The sequence below is a fragment of the Oceaniferula spumae genome (assembly GCF_042849255.1).
GTDB classification, from domain to species: domain Bacteria; phylum Verrucomicrobiota; class Verrucomicrobiia; order Verrucomicrobiales; family Akkermansiaceae; genus Oceaniferula; species Oceaniferula spumae.
On sequence record NZ_AP026866.1, the window covers coordinates 1,291,619 to 1,317,852 of the forward strand.

The 26,234-nt window shown below is 52.7% G+C and carries 27 protein-coding genes; 15 read left to right on the plus strand and 12 right to left on the minus strand.

Annotation, left to right across the window (positions count from 1 at the left end; all coding sequences use genetic code 11):
* Nucleotides 1–2 precede the first annotated feature (2 nt).
* Both ACSPJT_RS05395 and ACSPJT_RS05400 read right to left on the minus strand, forming a co-directional pair.
* On the minus strand, nt 3–494 hold the full coding sequence (locus ACSPJT_RS05395; protein ID WP_435895345.1) for a hypothetical protein: 492 nt from the start codon (nt 492–494) through the stop codon (nt 3–5).
* Between the two features lie 45 nt (nt 495–539).
* Entirely contained in the window at nt 540–1,055 is a 516-nt protein-coding gene (locus ACSPJT_RS05400) for an ATP:cob(I)alamin adenosyltransferase (RefSeq protein ID WP_435895346.1), read from the minus strand.
* A gap of 68 nt (nt 1,056–1,123) precedes the next feature.
* Here ACSPJT_RS05400 and ACSPJT_RS05405 point away from each other — a divergent pair, with 68 nt between their 5' ends.
* The 5 genes from ACSPJT_RS05405 (at nt 1,124) to ACSPJT_RS05425 (ending at nt 5,707) form a co-directional block, all read left to right on the plus strand.
* The gene (locus ACSPJT_RS05405) at nt 1,124–2,032 is read left to right on the plus strand and encodes a sugar phosphate isomerase/epimerase family protein (protein ID WP_435895347.1); all 909 of its coding nucleotides are present in this window, start codon (nt 1,124–1,126) and stop codon (nt 2,030–2,032) included.
* A gap of 21 nt (nt 2,033–2,053) precedes the next feature.
* Nucleotides 2,054–2,821: a 7-carboxy-7-deazaguanine synthase QueE gene (locus ACSPJT_RS05410; RefSeq protein ID WP_435895348.1), complete on the plus strand. Its 768-nt coding sequence runs from the start codon at nt 2,054–2,056 to the stop codon at nt 2,819–2,821.
* A 52-nt stretch (nt 2,822–2,873) separates the two neighbouring features.
* Nucleotides 2,874–3,353, plus strand: a complete 480-nt coding sequence (locus ACSPJT_RS05415) for a hypothetical protein (RefSeq protein WP_435895349.1) — start codon at nt 2,874–2,876, stop codon at nt 3,351–3,353.
* 114 nt (nt 3,354–3,467) lie between these two features.
* Complete coding sequence (locus ACSPJT_RS05420) at nt 3,468–4,550, plus strand: type IV pilus twitching motility protein PilT (RefSeq protein ID WP_435895350.1); 1,083 nt, start codon at nt 3,468–3,470, stop codon at nt 4,548–4,550.
* 47 nt (nt 4,551–4,597) lie between these two features.
* Nucleotides 4,598–5,707, plus strand: coding sequence for a type IV pilus twitching motility protein PilT (locus ACSPJT_RS05425; protein ID WP_435895351.1), 1,110 nt, complete (start codon nt 4,598–4,600; stop codon nt 5,705–5,707).
* A gap of 60 nt (nt 5,708–5,767) precedes the next feature.
* Here ACSPJT_RS05425 and ACSPJT_RS05430 read toward each other — a convergent pair whose 3' ends face one another.
* Entirely contained in the window at nt 5,768–6,457 is a 690-nt protein-coding gene (locus ACSPJT_RS05430) for a DUF4230 domain-containing protein (protein WP_435895352.1), read from the minus strand.
* A 99-nt stretch (nt 6,458–6,556) separates the two neighbouring features.
* Here ACSPJT_RS05430 and ACSPJT_RS05435 point away from each other — a divergent pair, with 99 nt between their 5' ends.
* Entirely contained in the window at nt 6,557–7,270 is a 714-nt protein-coding gene (locus tag ACSPJT_RS05435) for a hypothetical protein (protein ID WP_435895353.1), read from the plus strand.
* Between the two features lie 19 nt (nt 7,271–7,289).
* Complete coding sequence (gene dusB / locus ACSPJT_RS05440) at nt 7,290–8,282, plus strand: tRNA dihydrouridine synthase DusB (RefSeq protein WP_435895354.1); 993 nt, start codon at nt 7,290–7,292, stop codon at nt 8,280–8,282.
* Nucleotides 8,283–8,285: 3 nt separating this feature from the next.
* Here the strand turns inward: dusB and ACSPJT_RS05445 are convergent, their stop codons facing one another.
* Nucleotides 8,286–9,032 carry a DUF502 domain-containing protein gene (locus ACSPJT_RS05445; RefSeq protein ID WP_435895355.1) on the minus strand — a complete coding sequence of 249 codons (747 nt, stop codon included), beginning with the start codon at nt 9,030–9,032 and terminating at the stop codon, nt 8,286–8,288.
* A gap of 142 nt (nt 9,033–9,174) precedes the next feature.
* On the opposite strand from ACSPJT_RS05445, the gene ACSPJT_RS05450 reads away from it, so the two are divergent.
* Nucleotides 9,175–10,533 (plus strand): SGNH/GDSL hydrolase family protein, encoded by a 1,359-nt coding sequence (locus tag ACSPJT_RS05450; protein WP_435895356.1) that lies wholly within the window; start codon nt 9,175–9,177, stop codon nt 10,531–10,533.
* Nucleotides 10,534–10,539: 6 nt separating this feature from the next.
* Here ACSPJT_RS05450 and ACSPJT_RS05455 read toward each other — a convergent pair whose 3' ends face one another.
* The 3 genes from ACSPJT_RS05455 to ACSPJT_RS05465 all read right to left on the minus strand — a co-directional run bounded on the left by ACSPJT_RS05455 (nt 10,540) and on the right by ACSPJT_RS05465 (nt 13,861).
* Nucleotides 10,540–12,732, minus strand: a complete 2,193-nt coding sequence (locus tag ACSPJT_RS05455) for a penicillin-binding transpeptidase domain-containing protein (RefSeq protein ID WP_435895357.1) — start codon at nt 12,730–12,732, stop codon at nt 10,540–10,542.
* A 149-nt stretch (nt 12,733–12,881) separates the two neighbouring features.
* Nucleotides 12,882–13,220, minus strand: a complete 339-nt coding sequence (locus tag ACSPJT_RS05460) for a hypothetical protein (RefSeq protein ID WP_435895358.1) — start codon at nt 13,218–13,220, stop codon at nt 12,882–12,884.
* A complete protein-coding gene (locus tag ACSPJT_RS05465) occupies nt 13,217–13,861 on the minus strand; it encodes a hypothetical protein (RefSeq protein ID WP_435895359.1) in 645 nt (214 codons plus the stop codon). Before ACSPJT_RS05465 ends, ACSPJT_RS05460 begins: the two co-directional genes overlap by 4 nt.
* A gap of 292 nt (nt 13,862–14,153) precedes the next feature.
* On the opposite strand from ACSPJT_RS05465, the gene thiC reads away from it, so the two are divergent.
* Entirely contained in the window at nt 14,154–16,250 is a 2,097-nt protein-coding gene (thiC, locus tag ACSPJT_RS05470) for a phosphomethylpyrimidine synthase ThiC (protein ID WP_435895360.1), read from the plus strand.
* Between the two features lie 211 nt (nt 16,251–16,461).
* Here thiC and tcmP read toward each other — a convergent pair whose 3' ends face one another.
* On the minus strand, nt 16,462–17,334 hold the full coding sequence (gene tcmP / locus ACSPJT_RS05475; protein WP_435895361.1) for a three-Cys-motif partner protein TcmP: 873 nt from the start codon (nt 17,332–17,334) through the stop codon (nt 16,462–16,464).
* Complete coding sequence (locus ACSPJT_RS05480) at nt 17,331–18,161, minus strand: DUF5131 family protein (protein WP_435896183.1); 831 nt, start codon at nt 18,159–18,161, stop codon at nt 17,331–17,333. Before ACSPJT_RS05480 ends, tcmP begins: the two co-directional genes overlap by 4 nt.
* A gap of 129 nt (nt 18,162–18,290) precedes the next feature.
* On the opposite strand from ACSPJT_RS05480, the gene ACSPJT_RS05485 reads away from it, so the two are divergent.
* The 5 genes from ACSPJT_RS05485 (at nt 18,291) to ACSPJT_RS05505 (ending at nt 22,031) form a co-directional block, all read left to right on the plus strand.
* Nucleotides 18,291–18,542 carry a type II toxin-antitoxin system Phd/YefM family antitoxin gene (locus ACSPJT_RS05485; protein ID WP_435895362.1) on the plus strand — a complete coding sequence of 84 codons (252 nt, stop codon included), beginning with the start codon at nt 18,291–18,293 and terminating at the stop codon, nt 18,540–18,542.
* Nucleotides 18,542–18,796 (plus strand): Txe/YoeB family addiction module toxin, encoded by a 255-nt coding sequence (locus ACSPJT_RS05490; protein ID WP_435895363.1) that lies wholly within the window; start codon nt 18,542–18,544, stop codon nt 18,794–18,796. The genes ACSPJT_RS05485 and ACSPJT_RS05490 overlap by 1 nt, the downstream gene beginning before the upstream one ends.
* A 151-nt stretch (nt 18,797–18,947) precedes the next feature.
* Nucleotides 18,948–20,441, plus strand: coding sequence for a sodium/proline symporter PutP (putP, locus tag ACSPJT_RS05495; RefSeq protein ID WP_435895364.1), 1,494 nt, complete (start codon nt 18,948–18,950; stop codon nt 20,439–20,441).
* Nucleotides 20,442–20,605: 164 nt separating this feature from the next.
* Nucleotides 20,606–21,115 (plus strand): TrmH family RNA methyltransferase, encoded by a 510-nt coding sequence (locus ACSPJT_RS05500; protein ID WP_435895365.1) that lies wholly within the window; start codon nt 20,606–20,608, stop codon nt 21,113–21,115.
* Nucleotides 21,116–21,206: 91 nt separating this feature from the next.
* Nucleotides 21,207–22,031: a LamG-like jellyroll fold domain-containing protein gene (locus ACSPJT_RS05505; RefSeq protein WP_435895366.1), complete on the plus strand. Its 825-nt coding sequence runs from the start codon at nt 21,207–21,209 to the stop codon at nt 22,029–22,031.
* A 153-nt stretch (nt 22,032–22,184) separates the two neighbouring features.
* Here ACSPJT_RS05505 and ACSPJT_RS05510 read toward each other — a convergent pair whose 3' ends face one another.
* The 3 genes from ACSPJT_RS05510 to ACSPJT_RS05520 are packed head-to-tail and all read right to left on the minus strand — an operon-like array spanning nt 22,185 to nt 25,119.
* Nucleotides 22,185–23,183, minus strand: coding sequence for an oxidoreductase (locus ACSPJT_RS05510; RefSeq protein WP_435895367.1), 999 nt, complete (start codon nt 23,181–23,183; stop codon nt 22,185–22,187).
* Between the two features lie 54 nt (nt 23,184–23,237).
* On the minus strand, nt 23,238–24,113 hold the full coding sequence (locus tag ACSPJT_RS05515) for a DUF4437 domain-containing protein (protein ID WP_435895368.1): 876 nt from the start codon (nt 24,111–24,113) through the stop codon (nt 23,238–23,240).
* A gap of 19 nt (nt 24,114–24,132) precedes the next feature.
* Nucleotides 24,133–25,119: a zinc-dependent alcohol dehydrogenase family protein gene (locus ACSPJT_RS05520; protein ID WP_435896184.1), complete on the minus strand. Its 987-nt coding sequence runs from the start codon at nt 25,117–25,119 to the stop codon at nt 24,133–24,135.
* A gap of 168 nt (nt 25,120–25,287) precedes the next feature.
* Here ACSPJT_RS05520 and ACSPJT_RS05525 point away from each other — a divergent pair, with 168 nt between their 5' ends.
* Complete coding sequence (locus ACSPJT_RS05525; protein ID WP_435895369.1) at nt 25,288–26,193, plus strand: LysR family transcriptional regulator; 906 nt, start codon at nt 25,288–25,290, stop codon at nt 26,191–26,193.
* Nucleotides 26,194–26,234 lie beyond the last annotated feature (41 nt).

The window sequence follows — 26,234 nt, forward strand, 5'->3', positions numbered from 1 at the left end:
GACTACTTCTTCAAATCACGGGCTGCCTTTTTCAGATCGCGAAATGCCTTGCTCCCGTCGGTGTGAACCTCTTGGGCGGGAACGACTTTCACCAGCTTGTTCTCGGCAGGGTTGATCACGATGATCATTGGCAGGCTGTTCCCAGCCTTTTGGAAGCCCTCTCTGACTGCAGCACTGAATGGATCGGCGCCATTGACCCCTTGGATGTTGCTAACAGTGGCTCGAACGATCACGGAAAAGGACTTCATGCCTTTGATCGTCTCGTGAATCACATCCACGGTAGCTTCGGCTCCCTGATGGTCAGAGTCATACTTCTCGTTGCTGACCAAGATCGTGAGGAACTTGTTTTCATCCACGGCGGTCTTTTTGGCTTTTTCGAGTTCTTTGAACTCAACCGTGTCTCGCCATTTGATTTTTATTTCTCTGGCATTAGCGGTGACGACGATCATTGAGACGAGGGCGAGGGAGACAGCAAGACGGATACAAGTTTTCATGCTGATTACTTTGACCGTGATCTTTTGCCGTGGCAATCGCATTTTTCACTCCTGACCTTCCAGTTTCCTCGCCCACAGCCAGAGAATGTCGGAAAGTCGGTTGAGAAATCGGCATGCTTCCCCGGACACATCGTCCACAGCCCAAGCACTGCGTTCGGCACGCCGGCAAATGGTGCGTGCCATATCCATCCATGAGGCGGGCACACTCCCGCTGGCTCCTGGTCTCGCCCAGCCATCAAACTTGGTGGGCATCGCCACAGCGATACTTTCAAGCCACTCGACATCTTCGGCGGTGACGGAGGGAAAACCGTCAGCCAAGTATTTTTCTCGCTTCGCCGCTGGCACCGAAAGCAATCCCATCAAAGCCACCAAATGCCCCTGAATGGTATCGACCTGCTCCACAATGTCCTTCGGGAGACCGGAAACTCTCAACATGCCCAAGGCAGCGTTCAGTTCATCGACATCGCCACATGCCACAACTTCCGGCGCGTTCTTTGACAGCCGGCCTCCGTACATGGCATCGGTCTGGCCATCGTCGCCTCGTTTGGTGATAATACTCATGCAGATTCGTTACCACGTTGGCGGCCAAATGGCTTGCACCAATTCATCCAAGCAGTAGCATTCGCAGCATGAACCATTCACGCAGAGGATTTCTCAAAACCACTATGGCAGCCACCGCAGCCCTGACCGCAAGCCAACTTCCAAGTTGTGCCGATCACCACGAAGGCGAAGACAAAGACGAACCCAAGTTCAAGATTTCTCTCGCCCAATGGTCTCTACACCGCACCATCAACAAAGGTGAACTGAAGAACATCGATTTCCCGAAGTATACCAAGGAAAAATTCGGCATCCACGGTGTGGAATACGTCAACAGCTTCTTCAAAAAACACGCCAAAGACATGGCCTACCTCAAGGACCTCAAAGGTCGCGCCGACGGCGAAGGTGTTAGAAACGTGCTGATCATGTGTGATGGCGAGGGTAACCTCGGGGCCAAAACAGAAGACGCCCGCACCAAGACCGTGGAGAACCACAAAAAATGGGTAGAGGCTGCCAAATTCCTCGGCTGCCATTCCATCCGTGTGAATGCAGGTGGCCCCGGTAATAAGGAGGAGTTGGCTAAACAAGTCATCGATGGATTGACCCGCCTGAGCACTTTTGCAAAAGATTTCGATATCAACGTCATCGTCGAGAACCACGGCGGACTTTCTTCAGACGGAGCATGGCTCTCCGGTGTGCTGAAAAAGATCAACATGGACAACTGCGGAGCCCTGCCAGACTTCGGTAATTTCCACCAATACGATCGCTATCAGGGTATCAAAGATCTCATGCCTTACGCCAAAGGAGTCAGCGCGAAGAGTCGCAAGTTCAATGACAAGGGCGATGAAGTGGAAACTGATTTCCTTAAGGCGATGAAACTCGTCGATGCTGCAGGATACAGAGGATATGTCGGCATCGAATACGAAGGCGGTAAGCTCTCTGAACACGATGGCATCATCGCCACCAAAAAACTGTTGGAACGCGTGTTCCCACAAGTCTAACCATTGGGTGATTCTGCCGCCATGGCCGAAACCAAATTAAAACTCGCTCTCCTCAACGGAGATGCCGAGATTTTTCACAGCATCCAGGGCGAAGGTGTCAGCACCGGCTGCCCATCGGTCTTCGTGCGGGCATCACTGTGCAATCTTCACTGCCGTTGGTGCGATACGGATTACACATGGAACTGGGAAGGCACCCCGTGGGCCCACGACAACGATGCCGATCCGGCATACAGTAAATTCAAACGTGAAGACTACATCACCGAGCTTCCAGTCCACAAAGTCGCTGAGACCGTAGCCGCATTTCCCTGCACCCGCGTCATTATGACCGGAGGTGAACCCTTGCTTCAGGACGAAGCCTGGCAGGAACTCATGCAGCTACTATCGGATCAAAACAGCGATTATTACTTTGAGGTCGAGACTAACGGCACCTTGATACCCAGCGAAGGATTCGACCAATCCGTTCATCAATACAACGTGTCACCGAAACTGGCAAATTCGGGAAACGAGAAAGAAAAACGCTGCCGCAACAAGGCTCTGGAATTTTTTGCTCGTTCTGAAAAGGCATGGTTCAAGTTTGTGATCTCCAGCGACGATGACCTTGAGGAAATCGAGGAACTGATCGCTGAGCATAGCATTCCGACGGATCGGATTTTACTGATGCCCGAAGGCCGGGACGAGGCTACACTCCAGAGCAGGAGGCTTTGGTTGGTCGATCTCTGTCGCGACCGAAACTACCGATATAGCGACCGTCTTCACATCCAGCTCTGGGGAAGCAAAAGAGGTGTTTAATTTTTCATAAAATTGTGCAACTCTGTCGCCGCCGCAAGGTTCAATACGCGCAATGAACAGCCATTCATCGAATCAACCCACTCCCAGCAAGCCTTCAGACACTGATCAGGCGGATGCTGAGTGGACCGCTTCCGATCCTCTCTGGAAGCTTCTCGATCAAGCATCCAATCCTGAGCCGGACGTCTTTTTCGCCCGCAATGTGATGCGTGAGGCTCGTCAACTTACTCAAGAGCCAGTGACATTAGGGGCTCGATTGACCGCTATCTTTTCCCCCGCCAGACTCGCTCTCGGGGCTGCCGCCTGCGCATGTGTGATGTTCGGCTATCAGATGATCTCTTCTCCGAATGCTACACCAGCCTCCGGAACTGTAGCCAAGAACACTCCGGTTCAACAGCCTCTAACCAAAGATACGGCGGAAGTTTCTGCCACTTCCGACCTCTCGGAACTGGTGATCGTGGAGACCCTTGATGCTGCAGCCGAGGACCCAACTATCTTCACACGTGATGAAGTGGTGGCCATGCTTGGGTTATAAAAAGACCCCCTTGTTGGATGTAATTAAATTGCTACTATTTTCCCGAATTTATCCCTTTCCAACATAAGGGAATCTGTCAGATTCAGGGGAAACTTAGCTATTTAAAATACAATCATGTCTGACATTCCGGTCTATGACCACGTTGATCAATATTTGTCGGTAGGAATCGAATACGGTTGCTCTGATATTCACCTGCCTACCGCTTACCCACCTGCATGGAGACGCTTCGGCCAGCTCCAACCTATCTGGGAAGATGCCGATCCGCTCACCGCGGATGACGTCGAGAGACTAACTCGATCCTTTCTAGCAGAAAAAGAGTGGGACCGCCTTCAAGAAAAGGGTGATGTCGATTTCGCCTATCAGAACGAACAAGGCCGCTATCGCGCATCTGTGGTGAAACAGCGTCTGGGCTACGACATCGTGTTCCGGATCATTGACACCCGCGTTCGCAGTATGGAGGAACTCGGGCTCCCGGTAGATTCCCTACTGCCACTCACCCGCTATCAGAATGGGCTGTTGCTTGTGACTGGCTCGGTGGGCTCAGGAAAATCAACCACTCTCGCTTCGATTGCTGACTTCATCAATACTGACCGCGAAGACCACATTCTAACATTGGAGGATCCTATCGAATACGTTCTCGATTCTAAGAACTGCCACGTCAACCAGCGCGAAGTTCATACTCACACGGACTCATTCCCCAAGGCTCTGCGCGGTGCACTGCGTGAAGACCCAGATGTCATCGTCGTGGGTGAGATGCGCGACTTGGAAACGATCTCCCTCGCCCTAACAGCTGCCGAGACCGGTCACTTGGTTCTCGCCACACTGCACACGGGTAATGCTCCGCGAACACTCGACCGTATTCTTGATGTGTTCCCTGTCGATCAACGCGCCCAGATCCGGATCATGGTCTCGGAATCACTTCGTGGAATTATTTCCCAACAGTTGGTTCCTAAAGCTGATGGCACTGGCCGTGAACTCGCTATCGAACTTCTGGTCAACACCCCCGCTGTGTCTAACTGTATTCGTGAAGGAAAAACCTACATGCTCCCCGGGGTAATGCAGACAGGTAAAAACGTCGGCATGATCACCATGGATGATTCACTTCGCAAACTTTACGTCAAGGGCACCGTCGACCAAGAGGAGATCATGTTCCGTTGTGAGGACAAGTCTCAGATGCGCGAGTTTTTCTCGATGTAACGTCCCTATCACTTTTTATATTTTCAAACTAACACTTTATTACTGTCATGGCCGAAATTGACGCCTTATTTCATAACCTTGTAAGCAACGGAGGTTCCGACCTCCACCTCAGTGAGGGCGAGTATCCCAAAACTCGTGTTCACGGAGCGATCGCTGTGATTCCCGATGAGGAATTACTCACTCACGAACGGATCCACAGACTACTCGAGGAAATCTGTGAGCCCCACGCTTGGGAAATCTATCAAAAAACAGGCGATCTCGATTTCGCCTACTCCATGGATGAGAAGTCACGCTTCCGTTGTAACTATCTGAAGCAAAAGAACGGACTCTCCGCTGTCTTCCGATTGATCCCCACCGAGATCGCCAGCCTGGAAGATCTCAACATTCCTGCCGTCATCAAACAGTTCGGTCATATGCGATCCGGCTTGGTGCTGGTGACCGGACCTACCGGCTCAGGAAAGTCCACTACGCTCGCTGCGCTGATCGATTACATCAACACCAACTTCAACCGCCACATCATCACTATTGAGGAGCCAATTGAATTTGTGCACAGCAATAAAAAATCCATCATCACCCAGCGTGAGGTGCCCATCCAAACTCCGTCCTTCGCCGATGGTCTTCGCGCCACACTTCGTGAAGATGCTGACATCGTTCTCGTGGGTGAGATGCGTGACTTGGAAACGATTTCACTGGCACTCACTGCTGCGGAGACAGGTCTGTTAGTCTTTGGTACATTGCACACCAACAACGCGCGTAAGACGGTCGACCGTATTGTCGACGTATTCCCTGCTGACCAGCAAAGTCAGGTGCGCACCATGCTCGCGGCATCACTGCGAGGAGTGGTCGCTCAGTTGCTGATGAAACGTTGTGACAAACCGGGTCGGGCTGCGGTGAACGAAATCATGTTCGCGAACACCGCCGTGTCCGCGATTATTCGTGAAGGTGCTACTCAGAAACTCTACGATGTCATCATCGGTGGTAAGGCCGAGGGCATGCAGTTCATGGACGAAGCCATCTGGGACAAGCTTCAGGCTGGCATGGTCACGCCTCAGGAAGCCTACATGAAAGCGATCGATAAGACCCGCTTCAAGAAATTCCTCCCGCAGGAACATTCCCATCTCGGTGATGCCTCCGGTGAGAGCCCGATGGAGCATTAAGAGGTATCGTCAGTCTGTAATCCGGTGATTCTGTGGGGTCGATCCCATCGAATCACGGATTTACGGCAGCCGCTCTTTCCACTTCACTTCGTCCAGCTCTCCGCTCAAGCGATCATTGATTCGTCGGAGAAGCACTTGCTCAGCCTCCTTGCCGATATCACTTCGCTCGGCATCGCGGCGGGCTTGGTTTTTGAGATAGTTGAATGCCGTCGCATGATCCTGCGGGCTCAGCCGATTGAGTGTGCCGCTTTCTGCGTAGTAGATTTCCAAGTCACCGATCGGTTCACAGCTCAGGACTTTACCCTTGGGCAAAGCTCCGTTGACCTTGCCCTCGAGAATCCCCCACTGACCACCCTCACTGAGGTCAAAGCCAGCTTTCACCAGAAAATCACCACGCACAATCAGCAGCTTGTTACTGCCCAGCCAAGTGGTTTCGAATTTGGTGATGGCCTGGGTTTTCCGTTGCACCAGTGCCAATTCGCCTATCTCGGATTTTTCCAATACCGCTGTCGATCCGTTGACCGTCACTTCTGTGCCGAACACGCCCGACAAAGCTTCTGCAAGCTGATGCACCGGGGCGGTGGCTGGTTTGGATACAAAATAATAGAAACTGGCGAAACCAGCTACGATCAGAAGGGAAAGCCCGCCAAACAAGGCCCAGAGCCACGGAGCTCTGGATTTTTTAACAATGGCCTTCTCGCTAGTTACGGGGCGACTGCTTTTGGCCGCAGCCTCGTCAATAGTATCCATGTCCTTAATTTACATAGCTTTTGGCATTTGTCTTACAAAAACGCCCATCACGGCTCATTCCACTTGAAAGTTGAAACCTGAAACTTGAAACTCCGCCCCATGGCACTCAACGAACCTTGGTCGATCAAATCCCGCGCTCATGCATGCAGCGTGACGGAGAAGAAATTTGTGGATGGCGAGGCATTCTACACCGCGCTGTTTCCAGACCCAGAGTCCAGCGGCTACCTGCGCAAGGACTTCAGCAAAGAAGCCTGGGAAAAACGCACAGACGAAGACCAGTCCCCTTTTTCCTTCTGGGGCAGTATCTACCACGCCCCCGTCAAGGAGGAGGAAGTGGAAGTCACCGAAGAAAGTCCGGAGGATCTACTGCGCCGACTTGGCGAAGAGGACGAGGAACATACCGAAAATGTGCGCTACATTCTTGCCGTCATGCTAGAGCGCAAAAAATTACTGGTCGAAGCCGACTCCCAGCCCACACCTACCGGCATCATCCGAATTTACGAACATCGAAAAACCGGCGATGTATTCATCGTCAAAGATCCTAACATTCCCCTCTCGGAAATCGATAGCATCCAGCAAGAAATTTCAGACCTGCTGGAAAGCGGCGGCCGCAAAGTGGAAGAAACTCAAGAATCCGAAGACGGAGATCAGGAGTCATCTGAGGAAAATGCAGAGAACGCAGAAGTTTCAGACGACGATAATGCCGGTGAGGAAACTCCAGCAGAAACATCCGCCCCCGCCGATGAGGCCACTGAGGAGGCAACTCCTGATGATGAAACAAACCCAGCTGACGAGGAACCTCGCGATAGCTAAATGATCAATCCCCTGTCTAATGTCCTTACCTTGGTTTTCAAATAACGCATTCCCACTCTACCTCGCTCCAATGGCGGGAGTCACCGATGTGGTGTTTCGTTCCATCTGCAAAGAGCTGGGAGCGGACGTGATGGTGACCGAGTTTGTCTCTGCTGAAGGAATTATTCGCCAAGACGACCGCACCAGAAAATACACCGAATTCACCGATGGACAGCGTCCATGTGGCGTGCAAATTTTCGGTGGCGACGGCGAACGCATGGGCGAGGCGGCGAGGAAAATCATCGACTGGAAACAGCCGGATTTCATCGACATCAACTTCGGCTGCCCGGTGAACAAAGTGGTTGCCAAAAACGGTGGGTCTTCTCTGCTGAAATGCTGTGACACCCTCGCCAGCGTCGCCTCCGGCGTAGCTAAGGCCGTCGGCGACCAAGTTCCGGTCACCGCAAAAATCCGGATCGGGTGGGACGAAAAAAGCATCAACGCGCCGGAAGTCTGTCGCATTCTCCAAGAGGAAGGTATGCAGACCATTTCCATCCACGGCCGGACTCGCGCCCAAGGGTATCGAGGAGAAGCTAACTGGGATGTCATCGACGCCTGCGCGCGCGAAGTCTCGGTTCCTGTCGTAGGTAATGGCGATATTTGTAGCGGCGAAGATGTCAAAAAACGCCGTGAAACTACTGCCGTCTCCGGAGTCATGATCGGTCGTGCCGCAATGCAGAACCCCTGGGTATTTCGCGAAGCCAAACACTACCTCACCACTGGCGAACATCCAGAGCCTGTCGCCGTGACTGAACGTTGGAAGATGATCATTCGTCACTGCAGTATGGCGATGGAGTCAGACCGTTACGGTAACGAACGCCAGACGATCATGGCCATGCGCTCCCGCTTGATGACCTACTGCAAGGGATTTCCCGGAGCCAAGCCGTTACGTCAGCGTTTGTGCACAGTTTCCTCGCTACAAGAGGTTCAAGATGTGGCCGCAGAGTATCTCGAAGACCTCTGTGAGGTATAGGACTTAAGTCATATCTTCCCCAAATGATGCTGGGGCCACTAATCCGGCAGATAGGATCATCTTACTGGCTTCTTCCAGTGACATGTCACTGTCCTGCACCTTATCGTCATCGATGATGATGATGAAACCTGTCATTGGGTTTGGACTGGTAGGCAGGAAAACAGTCGTCACATCTCTGCCCGTCTGGGTATCGTGGTAATTGCCTGTAACGAATCCTAACATCCTGCAGCCAGGGCTGGGATACTCGACATAGGCTACACTTTTAAATTTCCTATCGCCACCAAGATTGCGCAGGGCGTCGACAAATTGTTTCAAAGCAGAATAGATAAACCCGAGGTATGGAATACGCTCCATCGCTTGGTTCATCCAGTGCAACACCTTGCGACCGGGTCGATTTGCTACCGCAAACCCAATCAGGAACAGCAACAATACAGGAATTAAAAATCGGACAAAATTAGAACCGTGGAAGGAAAAGTCAGATGATGTTAGATCCTGACCTGAGCGTAATAGATTAAGCCCGTGGAGTAACATCCGGATGAATGCATCTCCTACCTTGAGCAGAATCTTGTAGATCAAAACTAACAACCACACCGTGCCTACTACCGGAATAACTGCAGCCAGACCGGTGAGAAGCAGTCCCATGACCTTGCGCAGCTTTGGATGTTTGCTGGGCTGCATTTCACCTATGGGACTAGGCTCTTGCGTCTCAGTAACTGTGGTGCTGCCGTCTCCTTGGGGGTCGTCTATCATTCGTGCTACGTGGTCTAATATTTCCTGCGTGAGTATGGTGCAGGAGTTATGATTCTGCAACGATTTCTCCAACAGGTTTTCTGCTATAGCTGAATGTCATTCGCCTACTTGCCCCGCTGCGGATCTGGATTAGGATGTAAGCATGTCACAACGATGGAGGATTTCTTGCTCAACGGTATTCGCTACGGCGATTCTCACACTTACTTCCCTTATCAAGGCTGATGTGAAGGTTCTGTGCATAGGAGACAGCCTGACCCGCGAATATGATATCATGTCAGTTGATAACGGCGAGGGAGGAACCTTCCCTTCTCCCGACTCAAACCCGGGGGTGGCCAATACCATGAACTGGGTAGAGATACTAACCGCCAAAAGAAATTCAGATTTTGACTTCGGCCACTACGCCACGCAAGGACATGACTATAACTACGCGGTCCCCGGCTATGATTCCGTGATGTGGATAGAGGAAATCATTGAAGCTGGTTTTACAGATCCGCTATTTTATGTGCGGTTTAGAATGCGCGAGGACTACGATGAAGTAGACGTGGTCGTCATTATGGTAGGAGGTAATGATGTTAGAGGCAACTACGGCGACCTCTATGACCCTGAACCAGGAGACGTCACCCCCACCCAATTCAAAAACACCGTTCTGACTAATCTTGGAAAAATCATCGATGAAATCCGCGACGTGAATGAAACAGTCCCGATTGTTCTCGCCGATGTGCCGGATCTCACAGCCGCGCCTGATATCATCGCCGATCATCCAGACCCGGCCAAACGTGCCAATGTCACCGTCATCGTCAACGAACTCAATCAAGACATCGCCGCCCTGGCCGCTAACAGAGGCGCAACGCTCGCCCCTGTTTCCTCGCTAACTGATCGACTATTATCCCCTGACCCCGTTTACATCGGTGCGATCGAAATGATCAAAGACAAGGATCCGATGCGAAACAACAGACCGCTCTACCTATTCTGTAAAGAAGGACTTCATCCATCCACCAACGGCCAAGCCGTCATCGCAAACACCATGGTTACTGCGATCAATACCGCTACGGGGAGCTCGATCCAGCCTCTTGCTAGTCGCGAAATCATCAGCCTGCTCCCTGGAATTGAGGCGAATCAACCCTATCTCGGCTGGGCAGGCGCAGCCGGACTAACAGACCTCAGCATGACCGCTGATGCCGATGGTGACGGGATACCTAACCTTGGCGAATATTTACTCGGTCTAAATCCGCTTGTCGTGAACAACGACCACCTCATGGATTTGGAAACCATCGATGGCGCAGACACTCTAACACTGAGCTACACTCCCGACACCGATGCCTTGCTCTTGGCTGACGTAGAAGTCAAATACTCCACTCAACTTGAGTCTTGGTTGCCGCTTCCAAGCGGTAGTCTCATCGATATGGGAAATGGGACGTTTCAAGTCCAGCTCCCTACGGCCGACATCCCAGGTGGAAATGACCGAGCTTTCCTTAGGATGGAATTCGTGCTGAAACCGTAATCGACTTCAGGGCTCCTCTTCTTCCTCCGGCTCATCCACAGGTACTGCCCGTAGCGGCTGACGAGGCTCTTCGACACCCGGCTCTTCATCAGGGGCGGGCTCATCCACCGGATCTTCCTCAATCGGCACGGCACGTAGCGGACGAGGCTCTTCACCACTTGGTATCAGACCCTCCTCTTCCTCCTCCAGAGGTACTGCCCGGGGAACAGATTCCCCGTCGATCATACCGGAATCTTCTTCACCATCGTCCTCTTCGATGACCATTGCCTTTGGTGGGGGCTCAATGGCAATTTTGATGTCCTTTTTGAAATGTTCAAAGAATGCGCTAACCATCGGCGCAGCTTTCCTACCACCACTGAGTGTCTCGTGTGGCTTGCCTTCGTAGAGTGCGGCGAAAGCAAACCTCGGATTATCCAAGGGGAAGAACCCAGCGAACCAAGCTAATCGCTGCTCTTTACTCTGAGGCCCCCACTGCGCGGTCCCTGTCTTACCGCACAGCACGGTGAAGCTGAGGCTGGCGCGCTTACCTGTTCCGTATCCAGCGTGAACAACTTGCATCATACCCTCCTGCACAACACTCACCGCTTCAGGGTCGAGGTTGAGAAAATTCCGGCGTTCCGGATCGTTGGATACCAGCACACGACCACTGACATCTTGCACTTGCTTGACTAATTGCAGCTTCGGCAATGCTCCGCCGTTGGCGATTCCAGCCATTGACTGGGCAACTTGCAGAGGAGACGCCAGCATGACTCCTTGCCCGATGGAAAGGTTGGCGGTGTCCCCGTCCATGAGTTTCCTGCCGTGGTTCTTTTTCATCCACTCATGTGTCGGAATCAGGCCTTCAGTCTCACCGATGAGTGGCAGTCCGGTTTTTGAACCGTAGCCGAGGCGGCGGGCAACGGACAAAAATGCGGTCGGCCCGGTTTTCATCCCCACTTTATAGAACCAGGGGTTGCATGAACGAGCGATCGCGCGTTTGACATTGATGGGGCCTTCAGCTGTTTTGGACCAGTTGTTGAACCAGTGGTTGCCAATTTTGATTCTGGCCGGGCAATCGATCAAAGTGTTTTCGCGCACATCTCCATTACTAAGTGCTGTGACGGCGACCACTGGCTTGAAGGTGGATGCAGGAGGATACGCTCCTTGGTAGGCGCGGGCAAATAACGGCGTGCCCTCATCATCACGCAGTTTTGCATACTGATCGGTGGTGATGAACGGGATGAAATCATTGAGGTCAAAACCAGGACGCGATGCCATGGCGAGAACTTCACCGGTGTGAATATCAATCACTACAAAGGCACCTCGCTCGCAGTATTTCTTCAGCACAGATTCGGCTTGTTTCTGCCAGGCCATGTCCAAGGTGGTGACAACTGTTCCGCCGGGTCGCGGGCGGCGTTCATACTTTTTCAATGCCTCAGTACCATCCGCCTCGAAGTCCTTCCGCAACAAGCCCTCCTTACCAGTGAGCACCTCGTTGTAAATTTTTTCCAAACCTGAACGGCCTTCTGTTCGCTCAAAAATCGGATCTCCATAGTTGATGGGTCCCTTTTCCAGTTTTCCAGCGCCCCCCACGTAGCCGATCATGTGGGCTCCAGTGGAACGCTGCGGATAATAGCGCATATAGACTGGGTGGAGAATCAGTCCCGGCATCAATTTGCTCTCAAGCTCCGTCTTCCGCTTAGCTGTGACAACATGAGTGTAGGGCATGGCCAACCAGCGACGGTGACGGTAGTGCTCCCAGAGTTCTTCGTCCGTCACCTGCCAGTCAATTCCGAAAACTTGATTAGCCAGAGCAATACGCTTCCTCCCCCATGCGACGACAAATTCGCGGTCAGCTTTTTCAAATTGAACGAATTTCAACGCAGGATACCAGACGACCTTGGTCTGAGCGAATGGTTCACCATTGCGGTCGGTGATCTGACCACGTGGCGCGGGAATAGAAAGCGTCATGGTCCGGGCGTCAGGGCGGACTCGCAGGGAACCTCCCAAACCATTTGGTTTAGGCTCGCCTACCGGCTCTGTCGCAGGTGTGTCAGGAGCATTGACCACTGGCACTGCAGGCGGAGTGGTAATCGATGCCGCTGGATCGGTGGTAGGCGGTGCTGTCTGGGCGGATGCCAATGCCGTCATTGCCAGCATGCAGAGTGCAATCAGAATGCCACTCAGGCCCAAGGTCGGTTTTTCTTGATAAGTCGCCATCGATCTGGGGAAATTTTACACAGATACGGGTCTGACGCTACTCTGAATTTTAGCACAAATAGAGGAGCAACCCTATGCTGATGAGTGCTCCGGTTCAACAGACCCAACCAGTCGAGCTCCGGATTTCCAGACAAATTTCGAGCAACACATCACCAGAGAAAAAGAAACTCTTTCCCCGCAAAGTAGATGAATAGCGCCACGAGCAGCAATGCAGTTAACCACCAAACGTATTTGATCCCAATCTGTCGATGCGGCGGTGCTGTGCCGAATTCCTTGGCGCAAAATTCATCGTAGTCAAAGTTATCAGACGGTAAGTCCAGTCCGTCATAGGATTCATCCTGCTCCCAAGATCTGGCGGGAGCTTTCCATGCTGCTTTCTTTTTGCGTAACGGCTTTTTCTTGGTGCTCTTCTTCCGGCAGATGGCACATCCGGATTTCCCCACAGGCACCTCATTTCCACAGGTTGGACAAATGTAGAAATCGGTCATGGTTGGCTGAGAAATTTCTCGAAATCACCTTGGCTTCGAATCTCAGCGAATCGCTTAGCCCGAGCCACATAACTTTGCATTCTGTCGTCGATTTCTTTCATCTTGTTGGGAACTTTATCCAATAACAGAGGAGCTCCATCAGCACCTTTGACCTCGAGGCGTTTTTCCAGTGCCTTGATGCATTGGTCATTGTGGAAATATAATCTTTGCTGGGATGCAATATCTAGCGTTTCGGACTCGCCATTAGGCCCCTCACTACCGGCAAACCTCCAGTAATTCGAGGCAATGTAGACGAAGAACAATTTCCCATTGTGGAAATAATAGGTTTCATTGCCAACACCGTGATCGCCGCCAGCGTAGCGATGGAGTTTTTTCAATTCCCCATCGGCTGTTGTATAACGGGTGATTTCCAATCGATCTGGACCGTCCTTGTCTCCATCGTTGAAGCTGGTTTTCTTCAGAGTCTTGTCAGATTCGATCTCGCTGTACCATTTCCGGATTTGAGAGACTTTGGATTCGACTTCGATGGCGTCGATTTTTCCATTTTGTTGCTCCTGAGCCATCACGCCGCTAATTCCGGCCATTAGCGCCAATCCGCCACAGAAAATAATACGTTTCATCGTTCCAGTGTAGTTGTTCATGTCACATTTGACGAGCCGTATTTGCCCTCATGCATTCTCATCTGGAAAAAATTCGTCCTTGATTCCCAGTCGTTAACGGCCAACCTATTGGCCAACGACAGGAGAGTCCCACGACCGAGGGGCTGAGACGAGCCGACGCGCGGCATACATCCTACGAACCTGATTCCGGATCATGCCGCCGCAGGGAGCTCGAATAAACAACGTCCGTTTTTCCGCAGCCCAACCTGTCCGCGTCCAGTCCGCCGACAGGTTTTCTATTTTAAATCCACAGCCACCAACCACCCACAAAACTATGATCTCACGCGACGATAACGAAATCACACCGGAAAATTCCCACCAGCGCGCCGATTACACCGGCAACTTCATCGAGGACATCGATAACTCCGAGGAACTCGCTGCCATCGAAAAAGACCCTACCATTTTCCCAAACTCCACTCGCGTTTATGTGGAAGGGAAAATCCACCCGTCGGTGAAAGTCCCCATGCGTGAGATCCGCCTCTCTAACACCGAGCACCCGAACGGAAGAGTAGAAGAGAACCCACCGATCCGCGTTTACGATTGCTCAGGCCCTTGGGGCGATCCTGACTTCAAAGGCAACGTTCGCGAAGGCCTCCCTGCCCTGCGTCGCCAATGGATCCTCGACCGCAACGATGTGGAAGAATACGAAGGCCGCGAAATCACCGCTGCCGATAACGGCTACCTCTCCAAGAAACATGCGGAGAAATACAACGAGAACAAAGCCGCCAAGAACAAGCTCAAGGAGTACCCCGGCCTGAAACGCAAACCGCTCAAAGCCTCCGCCGGCCACCCTGTCACCCAGAAATGGTATGCCGATCAAGGTATCATCACTCCCGAGATGGAATACATCGCCATCCGCGAGAACAACGGTCGCATGGAGGAGTTCAAAACCATCCACGACCGCTACCCCACCGTCGACGAACTCCCGGACGACGCCTCCGAGCAGATCAAAGAGTTTGTCCGTCAGAAAAATTCCACCCCTGAAGGCTACGAGATGCCACGCCCGTCTGAGATCGATCCGATGAAGCAGGTCTCACGCAACGTGATGAACCACCAGCACCCAGGCCAGACCTACGGTGCCGAGATCCCAAAGCTCATCACCGCCGAATTTGTTAGAAGCGAAGTCGCCCGCGGCCGCGCCATCATCCCCGCCAACATCAACCACCCGGAAAACGAGCCGATGATCATTGGCCGCAATTTCCTCGTGAAAATCAACGCCAACATCGGTAACTCAGCCGTCGCATCCACCATCGATGAAGAGGTGGAAAAAATGCGCTGGTCCACCAAGTGGGGCGCCGACACCGTGATGGACCTTTCCACCGGCAAAAACATCCACGCCACCCGCGAGTGGATCCTGCGCAACTCCCCGGTCCCCATCGGCACCGTGCCGATCTATCAGGCGCTGGAAAAGGTCAACGGCAAGATCGAAGACCTCACTTGGGAACTCTACCGCGACACCCTCATCGAACAAGCCGAGCAAGGCGTCGACTACTTCACCATCCACGCCGGCGTGCTCAAACGCTTCGTGCCTCACACCGCCCGCCGCATGACCGGCATTGTGAGTCGTGGTGGCTCTATCATGGCCAAGTGGGCACTGCACCACAACGCCGAGAACTTCCTCTACACCCACTGGGATGAAATTTGCGACATCTGCGCCGCTTACGATGTCAGTTTCTCCATCGGCGACGGCCTCCGCCCCGGCTCCATCGCCGATGCCAACGACTACGCCCAGCTCGCCGAACTCGAAGTCCAGGGAGAACTCACCACCCGCGCCTGGGCCAAAGGTTGCCAAGTCATGAACGAAGGCCCCGGCCACGTGCCGCTTCAGCTCATCGAGGAAAACATGCAGAAGCAAATCGACTGGTGCCACGAAGCCCCCTTCTACACCCTCGGGCCGCTAACAACTGACATCGCCCCCGGTTACGATCACATCACCTCCGGCATCGGAGCAGCCAACATCGGCTGGTATGGCTGCGCCATGCTCTGCTACGTCACCCCGAAGGAGCACCTCGGCCTGCCTAACAGAGACGACGTCCGCGAAGGTGTCATCACCTACAAAATCGCCGCCCACGCCGCTGACTTAGCGAAAGGTCACCCCGCCGCCCAAGAACGCGACAACGCCATTTCCAAAGCCCGCTTCGAGTTCCGCTGGCGCGACCAGTTCGCCCTCGGCCTCGATCCAGCACGAGCCATCGACTTCCACGATGAAACCCTCCCCGCCGAAGGCGCCAAAACCGCCCACTTCTGCTCCATGTGCGGCCCCACCTTCTGCTCGATGAAGATCACCGCGGATGTGCGGAAGTATGCTGAGGAGAATGGGTATACTGGCGATGATCTCTCAGCTAAGGAGCTTGCTCAAAGCGAAGCCTGATCTGAGTAATTTTTCATTCAGCTCCATACTCTTTATTGGGTATGGAGCTGTTTTGGTCCTAAGCCTCCATAGAGGTAATCTGACTATATCACGAAGCTTACAGGTATGGACTCAGATACGTCACTGATCTCACACAATTTTAAATCAAGATACTCCCCCCGTGAAACAAAACAATCTGCATCAAAATAGCCTAACGAAGTCCTCTCAGAAATCATAAAAGATCTAACTGTATGACACCGGTTTCTTCAGGTAGAGCCAAACCTATACCTGAATATGCCGCATCCATTAGAGCTGGAGCTCGTTCATGATCGGATGCATGGATCATCCAAAACATGATTCGCCCTTCCGCACCATGTTCAAAAATTGGGTAAGCCTTGGAATAAGCATACCCCAATTCATTCAAAAATTTGGAAACAAAATACTTAGCCCTACCATCAGAATCTAACTTTTTAAAACACTCCCAATCATCAGCACCTAACCATCTAGCAACCTTCTCAAGATTACCTTCTCCCAATTTGTCTGTGAGTATTCTATCCACCCATCCTTGGGCGAGAAAGTAGAACAGTTCAATTTTGTTACCACTGATTTTATGCCGTGCTACCTGAGCAACAGTCTCCCAATCACACTCCTTAGTTCTTTGGTCGAATAGGCAGAACGTAGCTTGTTTTTCTGATATTGGGTTTTCGCCCAAAAATTTAGGTAGTTCTTCATTCATATCACCCTGAAAAACTTCAACCTTCCTATTTTTTTTCAATGCCCCTTCCTCGTGATGCTCGGCCGCTAGCTCTTCAATTAGTTCTATTTGTTGTTCACTTTGTTCGAATAAATAAAAACGTCTCAACCACTTAGGCTCATTCTCTAAAACAAGTTTTGCAGCCCAGTTATCATAGACTTTTTCCTCTTGTGGGCCAGCAAAGGCATCAATGTATGTTCCGTGCTTCGTTACGTATGTAAAAGCTCTTAGGTAGCGAGCTATGAATTGCGCTTTTTTCTCTGTCCAAACGTGACCCTTAGCCTTTTTACTTATGGCACTCGGATGTTCCGACATATGGTCATCCATATCGAATAAGTAATTATTATTCATGATACCATAGCTGGAAATTCATCCCAAGTTCTCCCATCAAGGTTTCTTCCAGCCTTTCCTTTTCCAACTGCAGCCAGCTTCTCACCATCAAGAATGACTACTTTTTTTTGCTCTTCCGTAAGTAGGTCTTGAGGAACCCAATGCCCCCACTGCTTGAAGTGAAATGCTATATCATTAGACAAGCACTGATCTCGCAAATTTCTTGCCCATATGGGTTTCATTGGTCGCGAATATGGCCCGCTCTCACCGCCAGCGATCACCCAGTCAATAGGGTGCAAACTATCATCATCAACGAATTCTCTTAAATCTAGATCGCTCAATAATGGCTCACAGCTTAGGAACCTAACCTTAGCCGGAAAACTCAATAGTATTGGAAGTCGTTTTTCTGCCCACGTTTGATTTTCTACAGTAGCTCCGAGCCATACGTTATCTGGCCACTCCTCTTCCCAAGGTACCATCGCTGCAATGTTCTGAGGTCGCTTTGTTAAAACTAACCAATCAAGCATGGGCGTTTGCTCAATAAGTGCCCACAACCGGTCTCGCCAGGGTTTGAGTTCAGCCCTTCGTTCGAAAACATCAGCCATGGATGCGCAAAACACTCGCCGTCTCTTCCCGTCTTTCGTCGCCTCCTTATTCCATTTCAATGGCTCGCTCCAATGCTTATCGGTAAAAAAACGACGCGAGGCTTTAGCTCCCCAAACTTTACTGCCGACTCGTTTAGCCCATGTTTCCGCGTAACAATGTTTACAGGCTGGCGACACTTTTGAACACCCCCACCATGGATTGAAGGTGTGATGCGTCCATTCTATCTTTGAATCTTTCGCCATGCGTTTTTTGTAAAGCATCATTAAACATAGGGCAAGAATATTCGTATGAACACCACCTTTTTATCACTATTTCAACTTGATTTGGATACAGTTTGCCAATATTCTGTGCATGTCCACTAACCTGACACCATGACTACTCTCAGCTACACCAACGCCCGCAACAACCTTGCTTCTGTAATGAAACAAGCGACGGATGACCGCGAGCCGATTACCATCACGCGTAATGGGCACGAATCGGTTGTGGTGCTTTCTATGGAAGAGTATGAAAGCATGGAAGAGACCCTGCATTTGCTTTCATCCCCTGCCAACGCGGAGCGACTTCGCCAAGGGCTTGAGGACTTTGAAAAAGGTAATTTTTCTACACACCAGCTTGCTGAGTAATGGAACTTTGCTGGCTACCTCAAGGTTGGGAAGATTATCTGCATTGGCAGAACACAGACAAAAAGACACTGAAACGTGTCAATTTGCTAATCAAGGACGCCATGCGCGCGCCGTTTGATGGCATTGGAAAGCCGGAACCGCTCAAGGCAAATTTATCTGGTTGGTGGTCGCGCCGGATCACTGGAGAGCATCGGCTGGTTTATCGCGTACATGATGGTCGCTTGGTCATCATGATGTGTCGCTATCATTACTAACAGGATTGAAACTGGTAGCCCCATCACTTTCCTGAGCTTCCCTTGACAGGCTATCTGACTGTGTGAGGCTGTGGGTGCTCGCGCGCTTTGGCTCACGGTTTGAGCTTTGCCTGTCTTTCTGCGCGGCATCACCCCATTCACTTACCTATTTATGCACATCGGAATCTGGACCAGTCTCTTTCTTTACTTCGCATTGATGATCGCCATCGGTTTTTACGCGGCGAAAAAATCCACCTCCAACTCGGAGGAATACATGCTCGGCGGACGCAACCTTCACCCTGCCGTCGCCGCCCTGTCAGCCGGGGCTTCCGATATGTCTGGCTGGCTACTCTTAGGACTTCCGGGTGCACTTTTTGCCGCAGGTTTGATTGAGGCTTGGATCGGTATCGGTCTGTTCATCGGAGCTTTGTGTAACTGGATCATCGTCGCTCCCCGTCTGCGCGAACAAACCGAGCGCTACGACAACGCGCTCACCGTGCCCCAGTTTCTCGCCAACCGTTTTCCCTCCCGCGCCCTGCCCCTGCGCATGACCTCGGCCATCATCGTGGTGCTCTTCTTCGTGGTTTACACCGCTGCTGGCCTGGTAGGCGGTGGCAAGCTCTTCGCCAGTGCTTTTGGAGAACTGGTCAACCTCGGTTTCATGAGCGACTACATGTTCGGCGTCTGGTTCACCCTCATCGTGGTACTGGCCTACACGGTGGTGGGCGGATTCCTCGCCGTCAGCCTCACCGATTTCTGCCAGGGAGTCATCATGATGCTGGCTCTGGTCATCATGCCCATCGTCATACTCACCACCGGTCAGGGCGATGGCATCGGGGGTGCCGCCGATCGGCTCAGTGCGATCGATCCCAGCTACCTCTCACTCACCAGTGGCCTAACAGCGGTCGGACTGATCTCCGCACTTGCCTGGGGGCTTGGCTATTTTGGCCAGCCGCATATCATCGTGCGCTTCATGGCGGTGCGGTCGGTCAAAGATGTAGCCAAAGCCAGAAACTACGCCATGAGCTGGATGTTTGTCGCCCTCATTGGAGCCATCGGCATGGGGGTGTTTGGTCGCGCCTACGTCGAGCGCAATGGCATCACTGTGGATGATCCGGAAACCATCTTCATGATTCTCTCCGATCTTCTGTTCCACCCGCTGGTCACTGGCTTCCTCTATGCCGCCCTGCTCGCTGCGATCATGTCGACCATTTCCAGCCAGCTGTTAGTTTCCTCATCCTCCCTAACAGAGGACTTCTACCGACTCTTTGTGAACAAAAAACCAAGCGACAAACAGCTCGTCCTCATCGGTCGGCTGAGTGTGCTCGCAGTGGGCATCGTCGCCGCATTGATTTCAGGGAATCCAGATTCGCAAGTGCTCAGTCTGGTGGCCAACGCTTGGGCAGGCTTCGGTGCTGCCTTTGGTCCGATGATCATCCTCGCGCTGGTGTGGAAAAAAACATCCGGTACCGGTGCGCTAGCCGGCATGGTAGTGGGAGCGGTGACCGTGATCGTGTGGATTGCACTCGGGTGGAATCAGTCTTTCCTCGGTGGTCCGGGTGTCTATGAAATCATCCCCGGCTTCCTGCTGTCATGGATCACCATCGTGACCGTGAGCCGTTTCACCCACATCGAAGGAGAGTTCCGGTCGCTGCCCTCTGACTAATCAACGCTCACCCCCCCAAAAAAGCTCTCAGATTCCAGCGCTTGAGGGCTTTTTATGTCCATCTGAAAAACTCCCACCTTGCTTCGTCCACGCCAAGCCCCATGATGTAGCTATGTTAACCCAAACCAACGGCACTCTACGCTCTCCGTTAGAGATGCCGTGCTATGAGTGAGTCGTTCAAATTTGAGCACATCCGCCACAAGCCACCTGCTGAACTCACCATTGCGCGGCCGTTCATCATCGCGTGCTCGCCGTTACGCACGCACGCCAATCTATCCACCATCATCCGCACTGCCGGGTGCTGTGGAATCACTCAAGTCATCGCCACGGGCAATGCTAAAGTGAACCCTAAGATAGCGCGCGACGGCACGGACAACGTGACGATCACTGCTTATCGGACACTGCTACCGGCGCTCAAAAAACTGAAACTAGAGGGCTACTCGCTCGTCGGCCTCGAACAAACCACCCACTCTACACCACTGGCGGATTTCAGCTTTCCGCACCGGACGGTGTTGGTGATCGGGTCGGAACGCGAAGGACTAAATCAGGAAACTCTCGACCTTCTCGATGCCGTAGTCGAAATCCCAGTATGGGGTCTTCCTTACTCCTACAACGTGGCCACTGCCACCTCCATCTGCATGCACTCTTACTGTGCCCAATATCCAGCTGGCTAATACATCCTCTGAAATCCTGAGACTGATTGACTGCAAGATTGACACCTTTTGTTGCAAAAATTAGCATGGCATCCAAGTTCACTACATCGTCATGAAATTTCCAATCTTTTCCTCTCTTCTCTTAGCCAGTTGCACCCTGCCGATCTCTGCGGCTACTCTCATCTCTCAATTTGACTTCTCCGCAGCGAACCCGTTCCAAAACCAACTTGGCCCTGGAAACAACCCGCTCTCGCAACTCATCGACCAAGGCACCTCAACTACCGTCAATCAATCTGGTGGCTACGTCAGCATGAACGGCACGAGTTACCTGCAAGGCGCTGCTTCCGGTGGCGGTGACAGCTCCTCGCTCAGTGGCGGGACTGCCACTCAAAATGGCAAGTGGGGTTACTCGGTATGGTTCCGCACTTCCGATGTCGGCCAAGCGGATTTCACCGGTCTTGTATCGCACGGCTCCGCCGACTTTTCCCATCAAGTAAGTTTCGGACCCACATCCGGTCAACTCCTGTCCCTCATGCAGGGAGGAGATACTCAAGGGCAAGATAGCGTCGCCATAATTGACGGACTACAGGCAGACACGTGGTATCATCTCATCATGACGCGCGATGCGTCGGACAACAACCAAGCAACTGTCGGCATCACTCCTTTCGGACAGGCGACTGCGAACACACCCCTGGACACTACGCCGACCGCTACAAACATTGGACACGGTGGGGATTTCCGTTTGGGATCCAATCGAGCTGAAAGCCTCTTCTTCGAAGGTGACTTCGCCAATCTCCAAGTTTTCACTGGTGAACTCTCACAAAGCGAAATTCAAACTCTTTACGAAAACCCTAACTTCGACGCCATTCCAGAACCTTCCAGCGCCGCTCTGCTCGGCCTTGCGGGCCTCGGGTTCATCCTTCGCCGTCGCAAATAGACCGACGCTACAAATCTCAATGAACCACCTTTCCTCAGAGATTGGTGGTTTTTTTGTATATGGAGCGCCTGACACTCTGCGAGGTGGATATCGGCAAGCGAAGACATACAACAGCGTGCTCCGATGCTATTCGAGACATACTGGCAGAATATGCTAGATCCCATTCTTCATATCAACCACCACTCGACCTTTCACCCCGCCCTTGAGTATCTCTGCTCCTAGCTGTGGCAGCTCACTCAACGTTGCTGGCTGGATCATGGTTTCTAACTTATCCAGAGGCAGATCGCTGGCTAACCGCTGCCATGCAGCTTGGCGTTTTTCGAATGGTTGCATCACGCTGTCGATGCCGAGTAAATTCACACCTCGCAGCAAGAACGGTAGCACGCTGGTTGGTAAAGCTGCCCCTCCTGCCAGCCCCACTGCGGCCACAGATGCTCCGTATTTCAGCTGACCGATCACCCGTGCCAGCATCTCGCCGCCGACCACGTCCACGCAGCCAGCCCAGGCCGTGGACTCTAACGGTTTTGGCGAAACGGTGTCGAGATCGCTCCGGGGGATGATGCGCGTGGCACCCAGTGACATCAGGTATTCCGCCGTCTCTGCCCTGCCAGTGACGGCTGCTACTTCGTAGCCAAGCTGACTTAAAATAGCCGTCGCTATGGAGCCGACACCACCCGCTGCGCCGGTCACCAGCACCTCGCCTTGATCGGGCGTCAGGCCATGGTCTTCGAGCGCGATGACCGCAAGCATCGCCGCCATACCAGCTGTGCCTATCGCCATCGCCTGCGCTGTAGTTAGTCCGTCAGGAAGCGGAACCAGCCAATCTGCATTCACTCGTGCCAATTGAGAATACCCTCCCCAATGGCGTTCGCCCACTCCCCAACCAGTTAAAACGACCCGGTCACCTTCGCGATAACGCGGATCATCAGAAGACCTAACAGTTCCAGCAAAATCAATCCCAGGCACATGAGGATACTTGCGCACCAAGCCGTTGTTAGGTTTCATGCACAAGCCGTCCTTGTAATTGAGTGTGGTGTGATCAACGGAGACGGTGACATTTCCGTCGGGCAATTGATCTTCGCTCAGCTCTCGCACCTCCACGGTGACTTCGGAGGGTCCGGCTTCTTCGACGACGACGGCTTGAAATGGCATGTTGTTAGAGTGGATGGATTTCTAAACGGTTCTTATTTCCCCGATGAATGCAGCCTAGGGTTTCGGCTCTGCCGGAACAATGTCGAACTTGCCCTCGGTGCGGATGTAGAGGATGCATTCCTCCGTGCCCTCATTCACCAGCTGATGCTGTGTCTTTTCATCCGAGCCAAAATAATGCCCTGGCTCCAGCGAGCTGGATTTTTCATCGCCTGTTAGAAGGAGTTTAGCCTTTCCCTTTACTACCACAGCTCGTAACGCCGAGCCGTTGTTGCGGATGCTGCCGACGAACCCTGACGGTAGCTTAACCATGGTGCCTCCCGGTTTGGTGTCCTGTGGATTTCCCCAGAGAAATGCGATCTCAGGCCCAGTGGCGAAACCAGCATCAATCCACGTTGAACTCGCCGCACTGAGCCAGACGATGTTCGAGGCATCCACATTCACCGGCTGCTCGGCACCGCTGAATGCCTTCTCTTTTGGGTGCACCAGATACGGGCCGCTATCGATTTCGATGTAGGCCATGGCATTGCTGCCTTTTGCTGCGGTGATGTGAACTTGCCCTGCCGGTTGGGTCCAGAATGAGCCAGCCGACATCCACATTTTCTCCGCTTCCGGATCATCATTGTGCACCAGACCGCTGATCACCACGCCTCGGTAGGTGACGTTGTGAATGTGAGGTGGCGAGGAAAAGCCATCTGCAAACTTCACTAGGAATCCTGACGTTCCGGCACCTGTGCGATCGCCCCAGAGGGTTCCAGCGCGTGGTCCTTTATCACCACGGGCAGGATTCAATGCGCCCCACTCGACATCTTCCGTGCAAACATGGGCAGGCGCTGGCTTCGGTTCAACATTTTGGGCAATGACGTGAGCCGTAATGGCCGCTGCCGGAATCGCCGCTAACAGCAATGACCATTTTGTTTTCAAGCGTTTCATATTTTTGTAAGTTGGTTGATTAGATTTCGACGACCACTTTACCGAGACCGGCGCCGCTTTCCAATCGGGCATGTGCCACATCCGCCTCATCGAGTGAGTATCTATTTTCATCTAACACGGGTGTCAGGTGTCCCTCTTCAGAAATACGTGCCAGATCACTCAAAATCTCAGCATGCAGCTCCCGCTTAAAGTTGTGCAGCATGGGAATTAGCATGAACACCACGTGCAGCGACAGGCCTTTGAAATGCGCCGTGTTCAGATCGAGCTCACACATCGATACCGTGGTCGCCACTTGGCCGTTCAGAGCTGCGGCGTCGAAAGACTTCGTCAGGTTCGCACCACCTACGGTATCAAAAATGACATCGAAGCCAGCCCCATCGGTATGCGTCTCCACATACTGCTCCACGCTCTCTGACTTGTAGTTGATGCCTTTCGCTCCCAGTTCCTCAATCAACTTTAGCTGGGTTTCACCTCCTCCGGTGGAATAGACCTCGGCTCCCCAGTATTTGGCCAACTGGATGGCGATGTGGCCGACGCCGCCAGATCCTCCGTGCACCAGCACCTTCTGACCCGGTGCAATCTGTGCACGTTGCAGACCTTCATAAGCGGTGATCGCCACCAAGGGCAACGCAGCTGCCTCGCGCATGCTTAAGTTCGACGGCTTCTTGGCGATCAAGTCACTGTCCGCCACGATGTATTCCGCCAAGGTGCCAGGCAAATCAGCCAGGCCGCCGGCACATCCGTAAACTTCATCACCGATGGCATAGCCGGTCACGCCCTCGCCCACCTCCTCCACGACACCAGCGAAATCCATGCCCAGAAGAGCAGGAGTCGCGGGAGACAAAGGTAACTCCTCCCCCATGTTCCGGATCATCGTATCCACGGTGTTGACACTCGTGGCCGCTATTTTAACCAGCACATGACCGGCCTTGATTTCCGGCTTCGCTATTTCTTCAGCTTCAAACTTAGCGTTTTCTCCATAGTTTTTGATCAGCATTGCTTTCATGGTATTCATATTTTTTGTTAGTTTTTGTTAGAGTTACTGTGTTACCGCAAAGATGAACTGGCATCGGCCAGACCTTTCGGGTTTCACATCTTGGGAGCATCCTAGCCTGCCACCGTTGATTTGTGAAATTGCTTGTTCTCATTCCATTGATGAGGTATTCGAATAAGTATGAGTTCTGAGAAACAAGCCCATTTAAAGCTCGAAACCGACCTCCTATCGCTGCGCACCTTCGTCGCTGTTGTTGAGGAAGGTGGCTTCTCGGCAGCTGCCAAGCGCGTCCATCGCACCCAGTCTGCGATCAGTCTGCAGATTGCCAAACTTGAGGATCGCCTGGGCACGCAGCTTCTGGAGCGTTCCACGCGTGCCGTCTCAGTCACCCCAGCCGGTGAGACCTTCATCAGCTACGCCCGCCGCATCCTCGAGCTGGCCGACGAAGCTGCTTTGGCTGTCACAGCTCCCGATGAAGCGACCCTTCTACGTGTCGGATTTGCTGATTATCTCGCCCCACAGCACCTCCACACCTTGCTCGCGCGCTTCCGCCGCGCCCATCCGAACTGTGACCTCAGCCTCGTGCTCGGCTACGGTGCTGAGCTTATTTCCAAACTTGAAGACAACGAGCTCGACCTCGTCTTCGCCGGCCCGGAGGGAAAACGGGGCACTCAGCTCTGGGACGAACCGCTAGTGTGGTCGGGCACTCTGCCACCACAAAAAAACAGCTCTGAACCCATCGAGCTCGTGCTAATGCCCGCTCCGTGCTGCTATCGCAAAATTGCCTTTGATGCCCTGACCAAAGCCGGTGTGCCGTGGAAACTTTCCATCGAAGCCAACTCCGCCCTGGCCGTGCAAGCCGCCATCGAAGCAGGCCTCGGCATCAGCGTGCTGCCCCGTTCCGTGCTCAGCGATCACCTGCCGAAGATTAACGGAGTGCTGCCTAAACTTCCCCACACCACCCTTGCCAGCTATGTGCAGCCAGGCGCCACTCATCCTTACGCCCAGCGCTTCACGGACTTCCTTGTTAGCTGTGTGAAAAATCCCAACGAAGACTCCAAGCTCATCGCATTTCAAGCGGGTTGAGCCATGGGCGCAAAAAAACTCGGCGCACCTTGGAGCTATCC

Excerpts from the sequence above, each read along its gene's own strand:
- ACSPJT_RS05395 (WP_435895345.1), bottom strand. The coding sequence starts at position 494 with ATGAAAACTTGTATCCGTCTTGCTGTCTCCCTCGCCCTCGTCTCAATG.
- ACSPJT_RS05400 (WP_435895346.1), bottom strand. The coding sequence starts at position 1,055 with ATGAGTATTATCACCAAACGAGGCGACGATGGCCAGACCGATGCCATG.
- ACSPJT_RS05405 (WP_435895347.1), top strand. The coding sequence starts at position 1,124 with ATGAACCATTCACGCAGAGGATTTCTCAAAACCACTATGGCAGCCACC.
- ACSPJT_RS05410 (WP_435895348.1), top strand. The coding sequence starts at position 2,054 with ATGGCCGAAACCAAATTAAAACTCGCTCTCCTCAACGGAGATGCCGAG.
- ACSPJT_RS05415 (WP_435895349.1), top strand. The coding sequence starts at position 2,874 with ATGAACAGCCATTCATCGAATCAACCCACTCCCAGCAAGCCTTCAGAC.
- ACSPJT_RS05420 (WP_435895350.1), top strand. The coding sequence starts at position 3,468 with ATGTCTGACATTCCGGTCTATGACCACGTTGATCAATATTTGTCGGTA.
- ACSPJT_RS05425 (WP_435895351.1), top strand. The coding sequence starts at position 4,598 with ATGGCCGAAATTGACGCCTTATTTCATAACCTTGTAAGCAACGGAGGT.
- ACSPJT_RS05430 (WP_435895352.1), bottom strand. The coding sequence starts at position 6,457 with ATGGATACTATTGACGAGGCTGCGGCCAAAAGCAGTCGCCCCGTAACT.
- ACSPJT_RS05435 (WP_435895353.1), top strand. The coding sequence starts at position 6,557 with ATGGCACTCAACGAACCTTGGTCGATCAAATCCCGCGCTCATGCATGC.
- dusB (WP_435895354.1), top strand. The coding sequence starts at position 7,290 with ATGTCCTTACCTTGGTTTTCAAATAACGCATTCCCACTCTACCTCGCT.
- ACSPJT_RS05445 (WP_435895355.1), bottom strand. The coding sequence starts at position 9,032 with ATGATAGACGACCCCCAAGGAGACGGCAGCACCACAGTTACTGAGACG.
- ACSPJT_RS05450 (WP_435895356.1), top strand. The coding sequence starts at position 9,175 with ATGTCACAACGATGGAGGATTTCTTGCTCAACGGTATTCGCTACGGCG.
- ACSPJT_RS05455 (WP_435895357.1), bottom strand. The coding sequence starts at position 12,732 with ATGGCGACTTATCAAGAAAAACCGACCTTGGGCCTGAGTGGCATTCTG.
- ACSPJT_RS05460 (WP_435895358.1), bottom strand. The coding sequence starts at position 13,220 with ATGACCGATTTCTACATTTGTCCAACCTGTGGAAATGAGGTGCCTGTG.
- ACSPJT_RS05465 (WP_435895359.1), bottom strand. The coding sequence starts at position 13,861 with ATGAACAACTACACTGGAACGATGAAACGTATTATTTTCTGTGGCGGA.
- thiC (WP_435895360.1), top strand. The coding sequence starts at position 14,154 with ATGATCTCACGCGACGATAACGAAATCACACCGGAAAATTCCCACCAG.
- tcmP (WP_435895361.1), bottom strand. The coding sequence starts at position 17,334 with ATGAATAATAATTACTTATTCGATATGGATGACCATATGTCGGAACAT.
- ACSPJT_RS05480 (WP_435896183.1), bottom strand. The coding sequence starts at position 18,161 with ATGGCGAAAGATTCAAAGATAGAATGGACGCATCACACCTTCAATCCA.
- ACSPJT_RS05485 (WP_435895362.1), top strand. The coding sequence starts at position 18,291 with ATGACTACTCTCAGCTACACCAACGCCCGCAACAACCTTGCTTCTGTA.
- ACSPJT_RS05490 (WP_435895363.1), top strand. The coding sequence starts at position 18,542 with ATGGAACTTTGCTGGCTACCTCAAGGTTGGGAAGATTATCTGCATTGG.
- putP (WP_435895364.1), top strand. The coding sequence starts at position 18,948 with ATGCACATCGGAATCTGGACCAGTCTCTTTCTTTACTTCGCATTGATG.
- ACSPJT_RS05500 (WP_435895365.1), top strand. The coding sequence starts at position 20,606 with ATGAGTGAGTCGTTCAAATTTGAGCACATCCGCCACAAGCCACCTGCT.
- ACSPJT_RS05505 (WP_435895366.1), top strand. The coding sequence starts at position 21,207 with ATGAAATTTCCAATCTTTTCCTCTCTTCTCTTAGCCAGTTGCACCCTG.
- ACSPJT_RS05510 (WP_435895367.1), bottom strand. The coding sequence starts at position 23,183 with ATGCCATTTCAAGCCGTCGTCGTCGAAGAAGCCGGACCCTCCGAAGTC.
- ACSPJT_RS05515 (WP_435895368.1), bottom strand. The coding sequence starts at position 24,113 with ATGAAACGCTTGAAAACAAAATGGTCATTGCTGTTAGCGGCGATTCCG.
- ACSPJT_RS05520 (WP_435896184.1), bottom strand. The coding sequence starts at position 25,119 with ATGAAAGCAATGCTGATCAAAAACTATGGAGAAAACGCTAAGTTTGAA.
- ACSPJT_RS05525 (WP_435895369.1), top strand. The coding sequence starts at position 25,288 with ATGAGTTCTGAGAAACAAGCCCATTTAAAGCTCGAAACCGACCTCCTA.